The sequence below is a fragment of the uncultured Granulicatella sp. genome (assembly GCF_963545075.1).
GTDB lineage: Bacteria > Bacillota > Bacilli > Lactobacillales > Aerococcaceae > Granulicatella.
In genome coordinates this window covers 1-17,901 of record NZ_CAUUHX010000010.1, presented here as the reverse complement: position 1 = coordinate 17,901, position 17,901 = coordinate 1, and the positions used below count along the sequence as shown (strand labels likewise).

General features: G+C 35.2%; 19 protein-coding genes and 1 other annotated feature. Of the genes, 1 reads left to right on the top strand and 18 read right to left on the bottom strand.

Annotated elements, in window-relative coordinates; all coding sequences use genetic code 11:
* Positions 1-44 precede the first annotated feature (44 nt).
* The 18 genes from RWZ86_RS02515 to murQ form a co-directional block, all read right to left on the bottom strand.
* On the bottom strand, positions 45-1,043 hold the full coding sequence (locus RWZ86_RS02515; RefSeq protein ID WP_314679751.1) for a 2-hydroxyacid dehydrogenase: 999 nt from the start codon (positions 1,041-1,043) through the stop codon (positions 45-47).
* 88 nt (positions 1,044-1,131) lie between these two features.
* A complete protein-coding gene (locus tag RWZ86_RS02510; RefSeq protein WP_314679749.1) occupies positions 1,132-2,169 on the bottom strand; it encodes an AEC family transporter in 1,038 nt (345 codons plus the stop codon).
* 169 nt (positions 2,170-2,338) lie between these two features.
* A complete protein-coding gene (locus RWZ86_RS02505) occupies positions 2,339-2,656 on the bottom strand; it encodes a hypothetical protein (RefSeq protein ID WP_314679748.1) in 318 nt (105 codons plus the stop codon).
* A 12-nt stretch (positions 2,657-2,668) separates the two neighbouring features.
* A complete protein-coding gene (locus tag RWZ86_RS02500; RefSeq protein WP_314679746.1) occupies positions 2,669-3,199 on the bottom strand; it encodes an NUDIX hydrolase in 531 nt (176 codons plus the stop codon).
* 101 nt (positions 3,200-3,300) lie between these two features.
* Positions 3,301-4,563, bottom strand: a complete 1,263-nt coding sequence (locus tag RWZ86_RS02495) for a nucleobase:cation symporter-2 family protein (protein WP_314679782.1) — start codon at positions 4,561-4,563, stop codon at positions 3,301-3,303.
* On the bottom strand, positions 4,560-5,141 hold the full coding sequence (locus RWZ86_RS02490; protein WP_314679745.1) for a xanthine phosphoribosyltransferase: 582 nt from the start codon (positions 5,139-5,141) through the stop codon (positions 4,560-4,562). The genes RWZ86_RS02495 and RWZ86_RS02490 overlap by 4 nt, the downstream gene beginning before the upstream one ends.
* Positions 5,142-5,392: 251 nt before the next feature.
* A complete protein-coding gene (rplL, locus tag RWZ86_RS02485; RefSeq protein ID WP_314404815.1) occupies positions 5,393-5,761 on the bottom strand; it encodes a 50S ribosomal protein L7/L12 in 369 nt (122 codons plus the stop codon).
* A 60-nt stretch (positions 5,762-5,821) separates the two neighbouring features.
* Complete coding sequence (gene rplJ, locus RWZ86_RS02480; protein ID WP_314679743.1) at positions 5,822-6,325, bottom strand: 50S ribosomal protein L10; 504 nt, start codon at positions 6,323-6,325, stop codon at positions 5,822-5,824.
* 28 nt (positions 6,326-6,353) lie between these two features.
* Positions 6,354-6,474: a sequence feature (ribosomal protein L10 leader region), on the bottom strand.
* A 61-nt stretch (positions 6,475-6,535) separates the two neighbouring features.
* Positions 6,536-7,558 carry a lipoate--protein ligase gene (locus RWZ86_RS02475; protein WP_314679741.1) on the bottom strand — a complete coding sequence of 341 codons (1,023 nt, stop codon included), beginning with the start codon at positions 7,556-7,558 and terminating at the stop codon, positions 6,536-6,538.
* Positions 7,545-8,417, bottom strand: coding sequence for an NAD-dependent deacetylase (locus RWZ86_RS02470; RefSeq protein WP_314679780.1), 873 nt, complete (start codon positions 8,415-8,417; stop codon positions 7,545-7,547). Before RWZ86_RS02470 ends, RWZ86_RS02475 begins: the two co-directional genes overlap by 14 nt.
* Positions 8,418-8,464: 47 nt before the next feature.
* Entirely contained in the window at positions 8,465-9,256 is a 792-nt protein-coding gene (locus tag RWZ86_RS02465; protein WP_314679739.1) for a protein-ADP-ribose hydrolase, read from the bottom strand.
* Entirely contained in the window at positions 9,249-9,581 is a 333-nt protein-coding gene (locus RWZ86_RS02460; RefSeq protein WP_314679738.1) for a glycine cleavage system protein H, read from the bottom strand. Before RWZ86_RS02460 ends, RWZ86_RS02465 begins: the two co-directional genes overlap by 8 nt.
* A 14-nt stretch (positions 9,582-9,595) precedes the next feature.
* Complete coding sequence (locus RWZ86_RS02455) at positions 9,596-10,564, bottom strand: MsnO8 family LLM class oxidoreductase (RefSeq protein ID WP_314679736.1); 969 nt, start codon at positions 10,562-10,564, stop codon at positions 9,596-9,598.
* Positions 10,554-11,762 (bottom strand): NADH-dependent flavin oxidoreductase, encoded by a 1,209-nt coding sequence (locus RWZ86_RS02450; RefSeq protein WP_314679734.1) that lies wholly within the window; start codon positions 11,760-11,762, stop codon positions 10,554-10,556. Before RWZ86_RS02450 ends, RWZ86_RS02455 begins: the two co-directional genes overlap by 11 nt.
* A gap of 79 nt (positions 11,763-11,841) precedes the next feature.
* A complete protein-coding gene (locus RWZ86_RS02445; protein ID WP_314679733.1) occupies positions 11,842-13,290 on the bottom strand; it encodes an amidase in 1,449 nt (482 codons plus the stop codon).
* A 355-nt stretch (positions 13,291-13,645) separates the two neighbouring features.
* A complete protein-coding gene (locus RWZ86_RS02440; protein WP_314679732.1) occupies positions 13,646-14,701 on the bottom strand; it encodes a MupG family TIM beta-alpha barrel fold protein in 1,056 nt (351 codons plus the stop codon).
* Positions 14,667-16,091: a PTS transporter subunit EIIC gene (locus RWZ86_RS02435; RefSeq protein ID WP_314679730.1), complete on the bottom strand. Its 1,425-nt coding sequence runs from the start codon at positions 16,089-16,091 to the stop codon at positions 14,667-14,669. Before RWZ86_RS02435 ends, RWZ86_RS02440 begins: the two co-directional genes overlap by 35 nt.
* Before the next feature lie 12 nt (positions 16,092-16,103).
* A complete protein-coding gene (murQ, locus tag RWZ86_RS02430; RefSeq protein ID WP_314679728.1) occupies positions 16,104-17,000 on the bottom strand; it encodes an N-acetylmuramic acid 6-phosphate etherase in 897 nt (298 codons plus the stop codon).
* Between the two features lie 140 nt (positions 17,001-17,140).
* Between murQ and RWZ86_RS02425 the strand changes: the two genes are divergently transcribed.
* The coding region (locus RWZ86_RS02425) for a MurR/RpiR family transcriptional regulator (protein WP_314679725.1) at positions 17,141-17,901 on the top strand (761 nt) is incomplete at its 3' end.

Here is a 17,901-nt window from a genome sequence, read left to right as displayed (position 1 = left end):
TTAAAAAAACACTCTAAGCTTTCACCTAGAGTGTTCTTTCTCAATTAACATTGAATATCAAATTTACATTTATCTGTTTCTTCATATTCTTTAATATTTTCGAAACTTGTTTCAATCATGTTTAATACTGCTTCATCTGTATAACTTCCCATATGAGGAGTAATTAATACACGAGGGTATAAGTCTACTAATTTTGCAACTGCAGGATCTTCGATTGTTTGACCTTGTAAGTCTTTAAAGAATACTGCACTTTCGCCTTCTAATACGTCTAAACCTACACCTGATAAGTGACCTGATTCAACCGCTTCGATAATAGCGTCAACATCTTGTAACTCACCACGAGCTGTGTTTACTAAGATAGCGCCTTTTTTCATTTTGTTAATAAAGTCTTTTGTAATTACTTTACCATTTGCTGGAATATATGGTGCATGAATACTAATGACATCTGAATTCGCTAATAATTCATCTAAAGATACTTGAGTACAAATATCTTCTACGCCTTCTTTAGGGAATGCATCATATGCTAAAACTTTAGCGCCTAATCCTTTGAATAAGCTTGCTGTTGTTAAACCAATACGACCAATTCCTACTACACCAACTGTACAGTTACGAATTTCTTTAGCAAACATTTGTGCATCTACACGAAAATCTTGTTTGCTTGTTTTTGAAACTGTATAAGCAACATTTCTTAATAACGTCATTGCTAGTGTTACAGCTAACTCACTAATCGCATTTGGTGAATAGAATGGAACATATCCTAATTTAAATCCTAATTCACGTGCGTAAGCTGCATCAATGTGGTTTACCCCTACTGTACGAGTAATCACATATTTAACGCCTAACTCTTTATAAATATCTAAATTTTCTTTATTCGCCCAGCAATTTCCACGTAAGATTACTGCTTGACAACCTTCTGCTAATCGTGCTGTTTCTGCTGAATTTAAATATTCAGGTGTTGTTACTAATTCATAACCAAATTTTGCATTCACCGCTTCGAAAATTGGTTTTTCTACATCACGAACTCCGTATGCTAATACTTTCATTTTCTTCCTCCAATATTGAAATAGAAAAGCAAACTCTTTTCACCAGAATCTGCTTTTCTATTTTTATTTTATTTAATTTTAATCTAGATTATAGACCTTTTAAAATAACTGATCCTAATACAATCCAGAATACTACTGCTGCAACACTTAATACTGTTGCTAATAACGATGCATTACTTGCTAAAACTGCTTCACGATCATATTTAATCGCATAAGCTACTGCTACTGTTGCAGGTGGTGTTGCAAGCATAATAATAATACCCATTGCAGCTTCATAACCCATTGGTAAGAATGGACGTACCGCAAAAATAATTGCTACAAAGATAGCTGGAACTACTAATAATTTCACTAAACTATAGAACCAAACTGCACGTTCTTTTACAGCATCACCTAAAGAAATATTTCCTAATGTAATACCGATTGCTAACCAAGCTAATGGTGAGCTTAAATCAGCTAAATAAGAAATAGCTTTAAATAACCATGGAGCTGTTTTATCAATACGTAAGAAAGCTACCATAATTTCTTTATCTTTTTCCATTACAGCAACTTGTGGTAATGAACCTTGGAATACCCAAATTAATAAACCAGCAAAAGTTGCAATTACGATAATATTTCCAAAAATTAATTTTAAGTTTTTCTTTTCAAATTTCATACCACTCATACGAATTAATCCATATGAATATAAGAATACACGATAAGCTAAGTTGAAAATATTCGCATATAATGTACCAGTTGCTCCTAGTAATCCGTTAATAATTGGAATACCGAAGAATGTTGTTGAACCGAATGTTGTTAAAACAGAAAGAGTTGTTTTACGATCACCTTTCTCTTTCATGAAGAACAATTCTCCTAAACCAATTAAAATAACATATGCAATAAAACCAAAGATAAATACATTTAACCCTGTTGTAAATGTTTCTTGTTTGATATCTTGCATAAATGCTTTAAACGCTAACGCAGGAATCGCAACCGTTAAAACTAAGTTACTAATAACTTTCCCGCTATTCGCATCAACAATCCCTTTTTTGCGGATAATATATCCTACTAAAATAATAGAAATTGTTGAAAAGATTGCTGCCACAAATGTTGGCGCTGTTAAAACTTTTAGAATTTCAGCTGATGACATCTAAAAATTAACCCCTTTTCTATTTATATTTTTATGCACCTTCGTACATACGCGAGTATTTTACCATATCTTTCATTTTGTTTGCAAAATATTTTTTCGTTTTGAAATTATTAAATTACCATGAAAAACATTTCATTCAGATGATAAATTCGCATTTCAAACTTATCTTCTATTTCTCTGTACAAATTCGAATCTCTGGTTGTTCCGGCGCAGCTTTTACTAATACCGCTAACAAATCCGCACTACTCGAAACAGCTATCGCTTGATTTCCCCATTCTACAAAATAATATTGATGAGCATTTAGCAGTTCTACCTCAAACACTCTTGCAACTAATTTCCCTAATGGAGAAAAGCTCTTTTTCACTTCACTTAAATGACCATCTTGCAACGCTTCTAATATTCCTTTAAATTCATCTGGTGGCAACTTTATTTGATTTGCATTTAATACATGCGTCAACATTTTAAAAGCATAATAGGATTGATTCACTTTTCTCTCCTCCTATTGATTTTCATCCAACCATTGTTTAGCTACTTTTAAAATGGGTAACTCACGATTCGTTAATAATCTTCCTAGTTTTTTATCTGTTTGTGCTTCATATAGTTTCACCGCTTCTTCATACCCAAGCATTAATACCTTCATTTGAAAATCATTCTTTTCATAATCTAATAATTCTTGTTCTCCACGACTCTTCATTTTACATAAATAATAATGGTTAATATTATGACGATTCACTGCGTGATAATAGTCACTCACAATCCCGATTTTACATAGCAGTTCACTTTCGATACCTAATTCTTCCTTAACTTCTCTTACCACTGCTTCTTCTGCATTTTCATTTTCTTCTAAACCTCCACCGGCAGTTTCGATATAAGTTCCCAATCCAAATAAATCATCTCTAGTAATTTGAACAAAATAAAACTGGTCTTCATCATCCACAACAATCGCTCTTGCACAATGGCGATCCTTTTGTTCACCTATTCTTTCCCATTCCTTGTCTTCTAATTCTAAATAAAATTGTAAATCTTTCATGTATCTTTCTCCAATCGCACTCACTATTATATCTCTTTTTTTCTGAAACACAAAAAAGAGAAGATCCTCAAGACCTTCTCTGATAAATTTTATAAGTTTCTCTAATTTTTCTTTCGATTTAACACAGTATTTAAGAAAATTGCTACGACACTCGCTACTACAATCCCATTTGAGAAAAACATTTGAACTGCAGTTGGCATGCTAATAAATAAATTACTATTGTTAAATCCAACACCCATACTAATGGAAATCGCTGCGATTAAAAAGTTATGCTCATTATTAACAAAATCGACCGTTGATAATACTTGCATCCCTTGAAGCGATACAAAACCAAACATCACAACCATCGCTCCCCCAATAACAGGACTAGGAATAATTTGCGCTAATGCTCCAAACTTAGGCAATAAACCTAAAATAATTAAAAAGATTGCAGCGTAGTAGATTGGAAGACGATTTTTTACTCCAGAAATTTTTACTAATCCAACATTTTGAGAAAATCCTGTGTATGGAAATGTATTAAACATTCCGCCAAGTAACACTGCCATCCCTTCAGCACGAAGCCCATTACGAAGACGAGTTGCATCAATATTTTCACCAGTAATATTGGACAAAGCCATATAAACCCCTGTAGACTCTACCATTGAAACTGTCGCAATAATACACATCATTGCAATAGATGACAATTCAAAAGTCGGCATTCCAAAATAAAATACAGATGGAACATGAACAACAGCCGCTTGCTGTACCGGTGAAAAATCAACCAAGCCCATACTTGCTGCAACAACTGTTCCAACAATTAGCCCAATTAAAATCGAAATCGATTTGATAAATCCTTTTGTAAAAATATTAATTAAAAGAATAATGACAACTGTAATTATAGCTAATAATAAGCTTTGTGAAGTTGGCTCTGGAGAGTTATTTCCCATATTCCCAATTGCTACTGGAATTAATGTTAAACCAATAGTAGTAATAACAGAACCTGTTACGATTGACGGGAAGTAGTTTGCTAATTTAGAAAAAATACCTGATACTAAAATGACATAAATCCCCGAAACAATTAATGCACCAAACATGGCACCACTACCATGACTTTTACCAATAATAATTAATGGAGCAACAGATTGAAACGCTACCCCTAATACGATTGGAAGACCTACCCCAAAGTGTTTATTTAATTGAAGTTGTAATAATGTAGCAACCCCACACATGAAAATATCTGTAGAAATCAAATACGTTAATTGTTCACTAGAATATCCTAAAGCTGTAGCAATCATTAGAGGAACAAGAATAGAACCTGAATACATTGCTAATAAATGTTGTAAGCCTAAAACTGCTGCTTGCGAGTGCTTTTGTTGTTGCATTATAAATCTGCCTCCTTAAAAATAACATTCCCATTTTCAAAACGTTCAATTCGAGCTAATGATATTACTGGATATCCAGCCTCTTCGATCAATCCACGACCCTCTTGGAATGATTTTTCAATGACAATTCCTACCGCTTCTACTTTAGCACCTGCTTGTTCAATGATTTCAATCAATCCTTTAGCAGCTTGACCATTCGCTAAGAAGTCATCAATAATCAATACCTTATCTTCCGCAGAAAGATATTTACCGGCAATAGATACCGTATTACTTACTTTTTTAGTAAAGGAATATACTTCGGCAGTTAGCACTTCTTCATTCATTGTAATGTTTTTAGATTTCTTTGCAAAAATCATTGGAACATTCAATTTATCAGCAACATAAATCGCCGGAGCAATTCCTGATGCTTCAATTGTTACAACCTTCGTAATCCCCGCATTGGCAAATTTTTCTGCAAAAACTTCACCAATCTCATGCATTAGACGAATATCTACTTGGTGTGTCAAAAACGAATCCACTTTAAGAATATTTTCACCTAAAACATGACCATCTTTCAAAATACGTTCTTCCAGTAATTTCATAAGTCCTCCTATAATCAAAATAGTTTTCTTACTTCCTCACACTCTTGCATCCTCTACAAAAGCATATATTCCAAATACACTTCGTAAAGAATATCTGTATTTTAATACTTAAAATCTATAAAATCAATAGGCATAACCATAATATTTTGATTAAAAACGAACGATTTTGTTCAATTCTACTTAAAACATTCATTTTTAGGCAACAAAAAAGGCCGGACATAATCGTCCGACCTCGAAAGTGTCATTAAAAATTATTTTAATGTTACAGAAGCTCCAACTTCTTCTAATTGAGCTTTTAATGCTTCTGCTTCTTCTTTAGCTACGCCTTCTTTTAATACGCCAGGAGCGCCATCAACTAAAGCTTTAGCTTCTTTTAATCCTAAACCAGTAGCTTCACGAACAACTTTAATTACTTTAATTTTGTTGTCGCCTGCAGATGTTAATTCTACAGTGAAGTCTGATTTTTCTTCAGCAGCTTCACCAGCGCCACCAGCTACTACAGCTACAGGAGCTGCTGCTGTTACGCCAAATTCTTCTTCGATTGCTTTTACTAAGTCGTTTAATTCTAATACAGTTGCTTCTTTAATGTCAGCAATGATTTGTTCAATGTTTAATGCCATTTTAAAATTCCTCCATTTTGGTTAATTAATTTTTATATTTTGTTGATTAGCTAGCTAACTTTAAGCAGCTGCGCCATCTTTTTGATCTGCAACGGCTTTGAATGCCAATGCAGTGTTGCGAACTGGTGCTTGTAATACTGATAATAGCATTGATAGTAAGCCTTCGCGGTTTGGTAATTTTGCAAGAGCTTCGATTTCTTCTTTAGAAGAAACTTTACCTTCGATTACACCTGCTTTAATTTCTAAAGCTTCAACTTTTTTAGCAAAGTCAGCTAAGATTTTAGCAGGAGCGATTACGTCATCGTTACTGAAAGCTACAGCTGATGGTCCTTTGAAAATGTCATCCATTCCTTCTAAACCAGCTTCTTTAGCTGCACGTGATAAGATGCTGTTTTTTACAACTGCAAATTGTACACCTGCGTTACGTAATTCTGTACGTAAGTTTGTTGCTTGTTCTACTGTAATTCCTAAATAATCCACAACTACAACAGATGTTGCGTTTTTGAATTGTTCAGCAACTTCAGAAACTTGTTGCGCTTTTTTAGCAATAATTGCTTCACTCATCTTCGTGTTTCACCTCCTGAATTTTAGGTAGGGCATAAAAAATTCTCTATGCCCACAAAGACATAGAGAAATAAGATCAACTTGTTCTCCCTCGGTAGGATATTAAGGCTAAAGCCTCCTACTGTCTTCGGTCGCATTCAACTAGAAAATAGTTTACAGGAACAAAAAGTCCTTGTCAACTATTTTTTTACATTTTTGAATATTTTTTGCTTACTCTCCTAAAATGAGTTTTGTTAACTCTTCAGAAGTGATTGCTCCAAAATATTCTGTTAATTCAAATGTATCTAATACAGCTTTAATATCTTCCTCAACCATACGAACCCCAATCAATTGAGTTTCTACATCTTGAATTTCTCGTTTAGAGAAGAAATCACCACGAATACTACATTTTGTAATTCTTCCTTGTTCGACTTCTAAGTAAACTTGAATCGTTCCTGCTTTAAATCTTCCATCACGGTAGTCGCTATATTGTGGAGATTCTCCATAATTCCAGTCCCAATTTTTATACTTTTTAGTCGTCAGATCATCAATGGCTTTCCAATCTTCTTCTGTTAGCACATAACGTTTAGCTTCATCAATGGAATCAATTCCTAACAACTTACAAGTCATTAAGTTTTTAAACTCATCAATCGTAATATCTTGATATTCTGGTGCTAAATGCGGACGAATCGAACCTACTCTTGCTCTTGTAGATTGAATCCCTTTTGATTGTAATTTCTTTTTATTTGGATTTAAAACTTTTTCCATCGCATCATAATCAACATCTAATAGTAAAGAATATCCTCCATACACACGACCATTACTAATCGTCATCGCAGCTCCAGAAACTTTCTTCCCATCAATTGTTAAGTCGTTTCGACCCGTTTGCTCTACTCCAGTTGCCCCTAATTCATGAAGCGCTTGAATCGCTGGTGCATATGTTCTCTTGAAATCTCCAAATACTCCATTATCTTGAATTAAATAACAAACATTTACAGCCCCTGAATCTACATATACGGCACCACCACCCGTATCTCTTCTAACGACTTGAATGTTATGTTCTTTTAAATATTGTTCATTTACTTCCGCCACTGTATTTTGGAATTTACCAATTTCCACTTTTGGATCACAGTAATAAGGGAATAAAATATCATCATCTAAAAATACATTTTGTTGCACATACACTTGCATTGCAAGAGCTACTGCTCCGTCTGTAACATACTTTCCATTTCTAATTGGTTCAATCAAATACATAAAGCTTTCCTTCTTCCTTTAATAATTGATGTGTTTCGTGTATTAATGTTGCAATATTATCTGATAATAGCAGGGTGCGATTTCGAATGGCTAAAGGCACTCGATAATGTTTATGATTCATGCTCACATAAACTGCATTTGGATTTTCTGTAACTTTCTTTTGGAATGGCGTTTTAATAAATTGCGGTGTTGTAAATCCAATTCCAATTTCTAAATAAACCACTTTTCCTGTCTCATATTGTTTTAAAAAGGCATCATAACGTGCTTTTTGTTCAAAGAAATCTGCAGACTCCACCATTCCTTTTTCTGCATTACGCTTATTAATCTCTAATGGCGCTCCACATTCTGGACAAAATGGTATTAATTCATAAGGAACTTTCATATCTTTTTGCTGAGCAATCATTTCACGAATCAACTCATCTTTTCGATAAGTTTGCGGATGACAATGTTGACTGCATTGTAACAATCCGTATTCTCCTTGAATATGGAATACTTTTTCCATATCAAATCCCGCTACTTCAAAGGCATTATCAGCATTCGTTGTAATAATATGATAAGGTTTGGTTTCAAGCATTTCTTTCAACTCTACATAAGCTGCTCCCACTGGTTGATCTAAGTAATTCAATGCAATAAAACGACTTTGAAAAGACCAGTACTCTTCCCAACTCGCAAATTGAAATAAACTTGCTTGTAACATATCTAATAATTGATATTTTTCTATAAAATCTGGAAAAGCTGACTCAAAACGTTCCCCAATATAAGTGAACCCATCCGCAGCAGACATTCCTGCTCCAATTCCTACAACAATCGCATCTGCTTCTTCAAATAAACTTTTTAATTGTTGCGCTTGACTTTCCATCTCTTGTATCGGTGTAATCCACTCCACTGTTTCTCCTCCCTTCTATTTTATGATTGTAATAATTTCCCATAGGCCATTTGTTCTTCCTTTGTAAAAGCTGATAAAATAATCGTTTCTGGGAAAGCATGTTGCTTAGACCAGTCTGTTACAACCGAAACTGCAATTGAAGCAGCCTCTTCTACTGGAAACCCAAATTGACCCGTTGAAATCCCACAAAAAGCGATACTTTCTAACTTCATTTCTTCTGCTTTCTTCAAGCAACTAATATAACATTTCTCTAATAATTGTTTCCGAATAGGTGTAACGGACTTCCCAGGGGGAATAAAAGGCCCCACTGTATGAAAAACATAATTACATGGTAAATGAAAACTTGGTGTCACCTTCACAGACCCTACCGGTTCTTTTTTTCCTTGAGCCTGTTGGATTTGGTGACAACATTCTCTTAACTTGACTCCTGCAAACGTATGAATTGCATTATCAATACAACGATGATTTGGAATAAAACATCCTAACAAGTCACTATTCGCTGCATTTACAATAGCATCCACTTCTAAATGGCATAAGTCTCCATGATATAATTTGATTCTCTCTTCATTTGTATCTTGGCAACTTTCCATTCCAACTATCGCACCTGTGTGATATTGCTTTAAATAAGCCTCTTCCAGTTCTAAATAATGAAGATCCACATCACCAGCAGGTCGAACATTAACAAGCCCACGCCATATTTCTTCTAATTCTGGTTCTGATTTTTGAGACAAATCTGGAATAGCTTCCCCTTTTTCTTCCGTCAAAAAAGCAATCATTTGCTGTAATCGATGAATTTGCGTGTCTTTATTCATCTTCTAATGCCATAAATTGCACTTCATCAACATCTGTTAATACGACTAACCAATGTTCTTCTGGTTTTTCAGAGTTTAATAATGTTGGTTCGTCTACTGCAGCTTTATTATATTCCACTACTTTTCCTCCGATTGGAGTCACAATAGACATTACTGTTTTAGAAGCTTCAATACTAACAATTTCTTCTTCTGCTTCTAACACTTCATCTTGGCTAAATTGAACAAAACCAATTGTACCCACATCATCTTGTAATTCTGGCGTCATACGAATCGTATAACGGTCTCCTTCTTTATCAATCCATAAAAAATTTGCAAATTTTCTCATTGTATTCTTCCTTTCTACTGATACAACTGCGCTAGTAATTCTAACGCACGTTTACGATTTTCAAATCCACCAACTAGTGGAATCATTAATAATTCATCCGGATTACAAACTTGGCATAATGCATCCAGTTGTTCTTTTACTGCCCGTGAATCCCCAACAATTAACCGTTGACGATTGTCTTCGATTGTTTTTCTTTCTACCGGAGTTACTTCTCTTGTTTCAACATCTTTTTTAGTTGGGAATGTTTCAAATTCACTAAAATCTTGTTTCCCTAACATCCATAAGTCTAATGCTTGAGCCATTTCTTCCGCTTTTTCCTCAGTATCTGCAATGACTACAAAAACCGCTAAAATAAAGCGTGATTCAGTCCCATTGACCGATTGAAACTCTTTACGATAAGACGTCGATAATTCTTTTGCAAGTACAAGAGGCTCTTGTGGAATATACGGGAAAATTCCATAAACGAATCCTAAGCCATTTTTTGCAGCAATATGAACAGATTCTCCGCCCATTCCTAATAAAAATTGTTCTGGAACTTTCATTGTATAAGGAACAGCTTCATTAGATTGGATTATTTCTTGTAAATTCTCTACCCATTCATCAAACTGAGGTTTCATATAATGACTTTTCAAAGCCGTTGAAACAGATTTTGTTCCAATTGAATTTCCTAATCCGATATCGATTCTGCCTGGAAACAGTACTTCTAATGAGCGCATCACTTCTGCTACCTTATAAGGAGCGTAATGCAAGCCCATAATACCACCTGAACCAACATGAATGCTCTTTGTTTGAGAAGCAATCGCTGGAATCACTACTTCAGGTGCACTAATCGATAAAGCATTTACTTCATGATGTTCTGCCACCCAAAAACGTTCATACCCTAATTCTTCTGCCAGTTTCGCTAATTGAATTGTTTCTTGAATCGCATCTTCATTTGTCTTTCCAAAATCAACTACGCCATAATCCAGTACACTAATTTTCATCGACAGCTCTCTCCTTATAGTTCACTTCTAAACTTCTAAAGAAATCTCTAGCATCTTTATGAAGCGACTCTCCAAAATCCATTAATGGCACAATATCTTTAAATGCGGCTTGTGGAATGGCCAATTCTTCTAAATACTCCGGTTTAATCGACAATTGAATGTCTGCTGATTTACCTTCTTTAATTTTCACAGCAAATTCAGGATCTGTAATAAACGGAGTCGATAACCCAACAAGGTCGGCATGTTCTAACGCTTCTAACGCTTTTTCTTGACTATTAATACCCCCAGAAGCAATGACTGCTACTTTTCCTTTTAATGCTTTATAAATCACAGCATTGACTAATTCTCCTTGATGAGGACCTTTTGCTCGAATTTTATTTCGAAATACATCATGCCCCCAACTGGCAATTGCTAAATAATCAATCGAAGCAATAGTTAGAGCTTGATGGAAAAATTCTAAAAACTCATCAATACTATATCCAATCTGATTCCCTCTAGTTTCTTCCGGAGTTGCTCTAAAACCTAATATAAACTCTTCCCCTGCATATTGTCGAATCGTTTCTTGAACCACTTTCAACACTTCAATCCCAATACGAGAACGATTTTCTAACGATTGTGATCCATATTCATCTGTTCTCTCATTTGAAAAAGTAGAGAAGAATGTTTGAATTAACAATCGTTGAGCAGAAGAAATTTCTACTCCATCAAAACCTGCTTCAATCGCAATCTTCGTGGCACTACGATAATCTTCAATCACTTGATGAATTTCTTCAATTGTCATTTCATGTACTTCATGCGGAAATGGCGATTGCAATGTCATTGCACTAGGACCTACAACCGTTTTATCTCGATTCAATGCATGACTAGCAAAACGTCCTGCATGCGTTAATTGTAAAATAGCCGTTGCTCCTTGAGATTTCATTTCCTGAGCTAATTTTTTCAACCCTGGAATAGCCGACTCATCCATCGCACTAAATCCATATTCAAATAGTTGCCCTTGTTTATTGACATATGCTGCCCCTGTAATTTGTAAAGCAGCAGAACCTGCACGTCTCTTTGCATATAACAAATCATCTTGTGTAATATGCCCTTCTTCTGTCGAAGAATTTGTCACCATTGGCGATAATACAAAACGATTGTCTAATACAATATTTCCCTTCAATGTAAAAGGTTCAAACAATGCGTCTATTGTTTTCAATTTTAAACACCTTCCTTAACCACACATACTTCTATTGTATCACTTTTCTGACTTTATGCTGGAAATTTTTTCAACTTTATCAAAACTTCCACAACTCATCTTGTTCCCACTGTTCAGCTATTGCTAGCAATAAATCTTCTCTACCTTTTGCAGCCACTAATTGCACTCCAATTGGCATCCCTTCACTAGAACAACCAACAGGGAGACTAATCGCTGGTTGCCCCGTAATATTCATTCGTTGCGTAAATGGAGTGTCTTCCACACTCGACTCAAACATCTTCCATACAACCTCTTGACGTTCTTCGTGTGATAACTCATGAATATGCTCCAGCTTCTTGATTAAGTCAACATCTAACGAATAAGCATCTTGTTTCGGTGCAGTATGAGCAACCGTAGGCAATAATAAAACATCATATGTATCATGAAGTTGCATCATCACTTCCGCATAACGATCCCAATCACCCGCAACTCGTGCATAATCAGCACCTGTCACCATTAACCCACTTTGATACATCACCCATGTCATCAATTCCATATCGGAGCGAGTCATTGGACGTTGCAATTGTTTCTCCATCCTTTGAAACATCACAACAGTCTCTGCCCCACTAATGAGATAAAACCCTTTTTGAAGCTCAACTCCATTAATCGGGTCTTCTGTTATTTCACTCACTTCATGTCCGTCTAATGTAAACTTCTGCGCCATTTGACGAACAACTTGTTCCACTTCACTAGAAACATTTCCACCAATCGGATGCTTTAATAACATCCCCACTTTCAACGGGCGATTGAATTTAGGAGAAAATAAATGTTCTTTTTCCAACAAAGGCAATGGAAATGGACTTTCTAATTGACACGTTTGCAAATGCCACAACAAATTCCTAGTATCTCTTACCGTCTTCGTCAAAGCAAACTGAACAGTCGCTCCATTCCACCCACGATAAGAACCAGGTCCCACCGGAACACGCCCACGAGTCGGCTTCAACCCAATCAACCCATTATGACTAGCAGGCACACGAATCGAACCTCCACCATCACTTGCAGCAGCTAAAGGAGAAATTCCTCCAGCAACAATCGCAGCAGCACCGCCACTAGAACCACCTGCATTAATGCTTTCATCTAAAAAATGACGAACAGGACCATGTAACTGAGCATCACTCACCATTTTATACCCAAACTCAGGAGTATTTGTTCTTCCCAATATAATAAAGCCCAATTCTTCAAGCCGTTTTACAAAATGACTTGTCTCCTGACAAATATAATCTTTAAATAAACGAGACCCATACGTACAAGGTGTTCCTTTCTTCTCTTGCCCTAAGTCTTTTAAAAATAAAGGAACTCCTACAAAAGGTTGATTATTCACTTGAAACTTCTTTGCTTCTTCTATTGCTTCTTCATAACGTGTCGAAACAATCGCATTTAAAGTGGGATTCAATCGTTCTGCTTTTTCAATCGTTTCTAACACTAATTCCAACGGACTCACTTGCTTATCCCGAACCGCTTGCGCCATACTCGTAGCATCTCGAAACATCTCCACACCTTCTTTCATACTATTTTGCATTGTCATTATATACATGTACGTTCTTTATTGGCAATGAGAATGCATGGGAAAAACTTCCCATAGTAGGTATGAGACTCACCTTACGAGGCTGCTGACATCTTCAGCTACTATATCAAGAAGTCCCATTTTTAAACGTTCTTCCCTCAAGCCAAAAATAGAAAGGACTTTCCCCGTAGTATGAGCGCTAGAATCTGTCACAACAGATTCTAGCACAGGAAACTTTGAGACTCGCTTGCGAGGCTGCTAGCGTCCTAATGCTACAATTTGAAAAGTCCTTTCTATAAAAAAATCAGTTTAAACCATTACTAGTCTAAACTGATTCATTTTAAACTTTTGATAATACAATTCCATAGCCTTCTGGTAACTGCGTCAGTAAGAAAACTTCTTTTTCTAAAATATGCCCTACTACATTTTGTCGTTTATCTGGAGGTAAAACTTGTTTTGTTATTTCCACTTCTCCTTGATATCGTCCATAACCCTCATTTGCTTGATTAATTTCTCCAATACGTCGACTTCTCACAGAACTTTCGCCCGATAACAATTCCATCCCTCTTGTTCCAAGCACTCGAAAAACATAATCACTAGCATCTGGTCTATCATAAAGAACCTTTCCTTCTAACGTCTCAGGAACAACTGCTTCTAATGTTACAAAACCTTTTTGGAAATCCGATAAGATTTTTTGAGTTTCTTCATTTACATAAGGATCTCCTACTATAACCATATCCGTCTGAGCATTTATTAATTCGCAAATCGCGAAACGCTTATCACATTTTCGATGTTCTTCTACAGTAGGTAGTCCTTGGTGAATTGGTCCTCTATATGGTGCATCTCCTGGAATAAACGCTAAAATTTCAGCTCCTAAACTTTTTAGATATGCATTCATCTTTTCTAATTTTTTAATAGAAATCCCTGTATATTCCTTTGGATAATAATTATGACATGCAATTATTTGAGTGTTTAGTCTTAATTTTTGTAAAACAAGCATTTCTTCTTTTTTGAAAGTTGAAGCATTGACCACTAATTGAAAAGCCTGACCGCACCTCTCGACAAGAGATTCATCTCCAAATTCATCCAAGCGAAGATATTTCAAACCCGATTTTTTTAACGTTAAAATATTTTCTTTTGTTAAATCTTTATGAGCAATATCCGGGATGACATTTACTCCATATGATACTGTTAATTCAATAAATTCCATCATTTGTTCAATTTGCATAGGGAATTCTTGCAATTGAAAAGAAGTAAAAGCTACGCACTGTCGCGCAGCTTTCATCTCCTCTAAAATATCTATTAAAACTTCTCTATCTAAATTAGGATAAATCGAACGCCCAAATGAAATTTTGTTTCGATTATTTTCCATACACTTCATTAATTCTTTCTTCATCTACTCCAAATAACCAAGTGATGATGAATCCTCCTACATAAGCTCCTACCATCGCAATCAAGAATTGAACTTGTGTTCCAGGGACCATAATTAATGCCCCAAATAATCCAGATACTCCTTGAGATACTGTTCCTAAATGAAATAGTACAGCTAAAACTCCACCTAAACCAGAACCTAAACAAGCTGTGATAAATGGTTTTCCTAAAGGAAGAGTTACAGCATACATCATTGGTTCACCAATTCCTAAAACACCTACAGGTAATGAATCTCTTGTTAATTGTTTTAATTTTTTGTTATTTGTCTTCAAATATAAAGCTAAACCTGCACCAACTTGACCGCCACCAGCCATCATTAAGATTGGTAATAAGTAGTTAATTCCGGCACTTGGTCCATTTGGATCATTTAATAGCACATGAATTGGAGTTAAAGCTTGGTGTAATCCAACAGATACAATCGGCAAGAAGCCTGCTGCTAAAATATATCCACCTACAACACCTAATTGTTCATAAACAAAATTCAATACTGTATAAATTCCTTGTGTTAAAGCTGCACCAGCAGGTTGAATCAATAAAATTGAAATAAATGCTCCAATAATTAAAGTACATAATGGTGTTAAGAAAGTTCTTAACATTTGAGGCATTTTCTTATCAATCCATCTTTCTAAGTAAGCTACTACAATCCCCATCATTAAAGCTGCTAACAAACCACCAGCACCTGGGTTAAATGGTTTCCCAGTAAATGGCAATACAACATTTTGTGTATCAGTTTTTAATAACAATGGCATTGTAGAAATACCTAATGACATAGACCCTGCAATCGCACCTAAAATAGGAGTTCCTTTAAATTCTTTTGCAGCATTGTATCCAACATATAACGGTAAGAAACCAAATAGTCCCCAACCCATTGTACGAATCGCTTGATACCACCATTCAAAGTTATAAGCATTTCCAGTTGTCACATTAATAACATTTGAAATCCCGTTAATTAAACCTGCTGCAATAATCCCTGGTAATAGTGGAACAAAAATATTAGCAATATGCTCTAAAAATCTTTGTACTGGGCCGTTGTGAGCTGCTTTATTTTCTTTTTTATTCTTTTTCGCTAAATCTTCAGCATTTACTTCATCCACACTTCCTAAAGCAATACCTGTCAACTCGGCAAATTCTCTTCCCACTTCTGTAACCTTACCAGGTCCTAAAACAATTTGTACACCTTCATCTCTTTCTACTACACCTAGAACCCCTTCGACATTTCTTAATGATGCTACATCAATTTTTGATGTGTCTGACACCATTAATCGAAGACGTGTCATACAAGTAGAATTGCTATAAACATTTTCCTTATTCCCAACACTATTTAAAATTGCTTCTGCTATTTTTCTCGGTTCCATAAAATTACCCCCTTATTTTTTCATCGCTTTTACAATGTTCATATGATTTTCTTTTAATAAATTTATTGATTCTTCAGGTGTAATCCCGTGTAATTGCGATAATATTGCCACTTTCAAATCATAATCCGTTGCTTCTAACTTCAGAACAGCCTCTTCTTTTTCAATTCCTGTTACTTTTTCCAAAATAGTAGCTGCTCGTTGTCTTAATTTCTGATTTGTTGGTTGAACATCGACCATATATCCTTTAAAAATTTTACCAATACGAATCATTGCTGTTGTTGTAATCATATTTAATATAATTTTTTGAGCAGTACCTGCCTTCATTCTCGTTGAACCTGTCACAACTTCTGGACCAGTAATAGCTTCAATCCCTACTGTCGCAACTTGACTAATTTTCGATTGAGGAGAATTAGAAATTGCTCCTGTAAAACAACCTTTTTGGCTGGCATAAATTAATCCAGAAACAACATAAGGCGTCCTGCCACTTGCACTAATTCCAATTACAACATCTTCTGCTGAAAGATGAATTGTTTCTAATTGTTTTTGAGCTAACTCTTCATCATCTTCCGCTCCTTCAATAGCATTTCTCAACGCTGTATCTCCACCAGCAATTAACCCAACGACCATTTCTGGAGAAACTCCAAACGTTGGAGGGCACTCACTTGCATCTAATACTCCTAGTCTTCCTGAAGTACCCGCTCCGATATAGATGAGTCGCCCACCTTTCTCGAAGCTTTCAATAACTGCGTTCGTTACTTGCTCAATAGAAGGAATACATTTTTCGATAGCGTTTGTAATCATCTGATTTTCATCATTCATATATATTAAAATATCTTTTACAGATTGTGTTTCTATATTATTGCTTCTTACATTTGATTGTTCCGTCATTAATTTTGAAATATTTTCCATAACTTCACCTCCATCCCTATTTCTTTCTCAGATGACTTGTAATCGCTTTTTCTGATTTCATTATACTCTTTTGTAATTTTTATTTCAATATAGTATAATGAATTTAGAAATAAAATTTCCAATAAGGGGGTTCAAACACGATGAAAGACTTTCTAACAGAAACCGATAAAAAAATCGCTAGCTATATCGAACAAAATATTTCTACTGTCCTATCTTCAAGCATTCATGACTTAGCAAACCTTATCGGCGTTTCATCTTCATCAATTAGTAAATATATTAAAAAAATTGGGTACACATCATACTCTCGCTTCAAAGTAGTTCTTGCTCAACAAAATGCTCAACCTATCGATGCACAATTGGATAGTCACGATACTATTAAAACGATTCAATCCAAATTATTTCATACAATTACGCGTTCTTATGAAATGACATTGGAACTTCTCAATGATGAATTACTAGAAACGATTGTTCAACAAATCCATTCCGCAAGAAGAATTTATATGTTCGGTGTCGGAGCGTCAGGAATGGTTTGTAATGACTTATATTTCAAATTAAGTAGAATCGGCAAAAATATCATTTACCATACAGATCCTCACATCCAACTTGCTAGTCTAAGCGGTGCAACAAACCAAGATTTTATTATTGGTATTAGTTATTCTTCTAATACAAAGGAAGTTATTACTGCTTTTAAAATCGCAAAAGAATTATCTATTCCAACTTTATCCATTACAGGAATAGGGAACCAACAACTAGATACTTTAAGTACTTATCAATTAAAAATTCCAAGACACGAAAATACTATTCGTTCATCTGCTATTACTAGCCGTAACGATTCATTTTTCTTAATTGATATTTTATATCTTGCTTTACTCCAAAAAGAAGAAGATCGTCATTTCCAAAA